This window comes from Crocosphaera sp. UHCC 0190 (assembly GCF_034932065.1).
Taxonomy (GTDB): Bacteria; Cyanobacteriota; Cyanobacteriia; order Cyanobacteriales; family Microcystaceae; genus UHCC-0190.
The window spans coordinates 1-3,164 of the sequence record NZ_JAYGHP010000036.1; the positions used below are offsets into that span (position 1 = coordinate 1).

3 protein-coding genes and 1 pseudogene are annotated in these 3,164 nt (G+C 39.4%); 1 reads left to right on the forward strand and 3 read right to left on the reverse strand.

What is annotated here, in order from left to right; translation table 11 throughout:
- Positions 1–130: 130 nt before the first annotated feature.
- Genes VB715_RS21895 through VB715_RS22020 form a run of 3 tightly spaced genes read right to left on the reverse strand, consistent with a single transcriptional unit; the run spans position 131 to position 1,650 of the window.
- Positions 131–526: a type II toxin-antitoxin system death-on-curing family toxin gene (locus VB715_RS21895; RefSeq protein ID WP_323303313.1), complete on the reverse strand. Its 396-nt coding sequence runs from the start codon at positions 524–526 to the stop codon at positions 131–133.
- Positions 527–751: a hypothetical protein gene (locus VB715_RS21900; RefSeq protein WP_323303314.1), complete on the reverse strand. Its 225-nt coding sequence runs from the start codon at positions 749–751 to the stop codon at positions 527–529. It abuts the gene before it with no gap.
- Positions 752–792: 41 nt separating this feature from the next.
- Positions 793–1,650 (reverse strand): tyrosine-type recombinase/integrase, encoded by an 858-nt coding sequence (locus VB715_RS22020; protein WP_416336970.1) that lies wholly within the window; start codon positions 1,648–1,650, stop codon positions 793–795.
- Positions 1,651–1,771: 121 nt separating this feature from the next.
- On the opposite strand from VB715_RS22020, the pseudogene VB715_RS21915 reads away from it, so the two are divergent.
- Positions 1,772–2,743, forward strand: a pseudogene (locus VB715_RS21915) (transposase); the annotation flags it as partial.
- Between the last annotated feature and the right edge of the window lie 421 nt (positions 2,744–3,164).

Genomic DNA, 3,164 nt, shown 5'->3' on the forward strand with positions numbered 1-3,164 from the left:
TAGATTATTTTGTTGGATCTGTGTAATTAATTTTGTGTGTCTACTTATCAATGGCTTTCCCTTTGTCCCGCTACTTTCTTAATTCTGTCAGTTACAGTTTATACAAAATCCAATGCGATTACCCTGATATTTAACTAGACGTTTCTGATATATTATTTTTAATCCAAGAGATTAATTCTGATTCCATCATTTCACCAGTTGCTACTTTTAACATTACTTGTGTCGCCTCGGCTGGATTAGCAACTAAACGAAAACCATTAAGGCGAAGAAATAAACCAATAGCCAAGAAAGCTGCTCTTTTGTTACCATCTAAAAAAGCATGATTCCTTGCTATTCCAATACCATAAATAGCCGCGAGTCTAATTACATCAGTTTCATTCTCATAGACATGAATATTTTGAGGACGAGCTAACGCTGACTCAAGTAATCCTTCATCTCTTATGCCATCAAGACCTCCATGAAGACTTATCGTTTCAGAATGAAGTAAAATTAATGCTTGTTTATTAAGCCAGCGAATTTCTGTCATTTATTGGGCAAGGTCTTTAAAAGTTTCGTTATACTCATTCATAAACTCTAGTCCTAATTGTAGTTGTTCTTCAACGCCATCAGAATTAGAAGTGAGTAGATAACCATTAGGGGTAGGAACGACTAACAGGGTATCCCCTTCTTTAAGATTAAGATGAGCTAACATAAATTCAGGTAAAACGGTTGCAGTCGCCGTTTCTCCCGTTGTCACTTTGAGTTGGTGCATATTAATTCTGAAATTTTCTGTGTATTTTTATTCTAAAACTTCTACCCAGGTAAATACATGGCCGAACTATCATTAGGTCTAGCGTGCAAATACCGTTCCGTCGTCGCCACCGAAGAATGGCCTAACGTCGCTTGGACGAGATGAAGGGGCGCACCTCGGTCTAAACTATGGGAAGCATGGGCGTGTCTCAGCCAGTGAGGACTGACATTTCCTTCAATTCCAGCCCGTTTGGCGGCCGCTTTGACAATGCGATACACTTGAGAGCGATCCAAATGACCGCCCCCTTGTCGAGAGCGAAACACCGCGTCATTGGGCAGACTTGACCCTTTCAATTGACATAACTCCTCCCAGACTCCTTGGGGTAGTAGTACGGTTCGCGTCTTTCCCCCTTTGCCAAACACCGTTACTTGTCCTAACTGATGACGGGGTTTGAGATCCCGCCACTTCAAGGCACATAACTCACTCACCCTCAAGCCACCAGCGTACAGCAACCGGAGCATCACCCGATTGCGTTGATTACGCTCTAATGTAATTAGGGTGGTCACTTCCAACTCCGAGAGAATCCGTTCATTGAGAGTATCCTTGACCTTTGGGGTTTTGAGAGCCGTTCCCACATTGGTGGGTAAAACGCCGAGTTGATAGGCAAAACTCAGCAACGATTTAACCGCCGCCAGAACTGTCGCCACCGACGAGGGGGAGAGATCACTCAAAGAAGCTCGCCAGAGTTGGAGATCGGCCAGGGTGACGAGGTGTAGGGGTTTATTCACATAGTCGAGAAAACGCCCGACAGCACGACGGTAAGAGTCTACTGTATGAGCCGAATGACCATCCAACCACATTTCCAGCAGCCGTTCGTTAGCCTGAGAGGGCGTTACTTCAACCGTCGAAGTTTCGCGCACAGTTTCGCTCATCAATAGTAGGAGAGGGGCTAGAATCAGAATACACCATTAACCTAACTTATGATGCACTCGACGGGCCTTCATCTATTTTGAATTGGCCGAAAATGTATTCATATAAACAAAAGAAATAATTGCTACTTTTGAAGGAGGTAAAATCACCTCAGATGCCGGAATTATATTGATGGCTGAGTTAGATAAAGAGCTTAAAATAACCAAGATGTTCGCTGAATGTTTTGAAGACTATAGAAATTTATCCTATGTAGATTATTCAGTTCATCAGTTAGTTGCTCAAAAAATTCATGGACTTATCTTAGGGTATGAAGACGTTAATGACCACGACAAATTACGTCATGACCCTGCTTTAGCAATTGCTTTAGAAAAGCTAAATTGTCTTGAGTTAAAAGAGAATTTTTTGGACGGAAAAAGCACAATTAATCGACTAGAATATTGTCCAGAAACGATTCTAGAGCAAGAGAAAAGTCGTTATCATCGTATTGAACATGACCAAAAAAAGATCGAAAAACTTTTTGTTGATATCTTTTTACAGTCTTATAAAAAACCTCCTAAACAAATTATTTTGGATATGGATGTAACAGATGACCAAGTACATGGAAATCAGACCGAAAAATCATGGAGTTGTCAAAGAAGAGTTGTGACCAAAGTTTGTTATGGTAGTAAAGGGTTAAAAATGCGTCATGTTGTTACCTCTTTACCCGCTTCAAAAATTCCCCCATCAAAACTTTATACGGAAAAATATTGTCCGAGAGGAGAGATGGAAAATAGAATTAAAGAACAACAATTAGACTTGTTCGCTGACCGCACTTCAACTCAAACTTTTCAAAGTAATCAATTAAGACTTTGGTTTTCATCTTTTTCTTATGTTTTAATGCAGTCTTTTCCCCATTATTGTTTAGCTAAAACTTCTTTTGCCAAAGCTACGGTCGGAACAATTCGCCTTAATTTCTTGAAGTTGGGAGCCAGAATTACTGTTAGCGTCAGACGAATTTTAATAGCTATAGCTAGTGCTTGTCCTTATCAAGATATTTTGGCCATTGCTTACTCTAGAATTGAAGCGATTCAAGATACTGGTTGAGTTTTCTGCTGGAGCTTGATAACTAAATAGTTCTTGAAATAACTGATAATATAGGCAGTCTATTTTTTCATGAAAAGTTATCTAAATCAAGCAAATATTTCAGACAATTTAGTAACGGTTTAGTGGCTTTCACTAAATTTTTCTTGAGGAACCTTTTAAATTTCTCTTATTTTTTGAAAAGCTTAATTTTTAAACTTCAAATCAGCTTCTCAAATCAGTTTGTGAGAAATGCGGGGCCAATTTTGGTTGATATTATGTCGAAAAATGTGGCGGGGGTCTTCTGTCAACATTAAGATAAACCTTATTATTCATGTTTTTATTCTCCCTGAGTCTTTGCCTTAGTATTCCCAAAAAGAAGGGGTCAAAGCCATGTTTTCAGAGAACAACCCAGAATTAATTTTTACAACTAATTGAGTTGCCC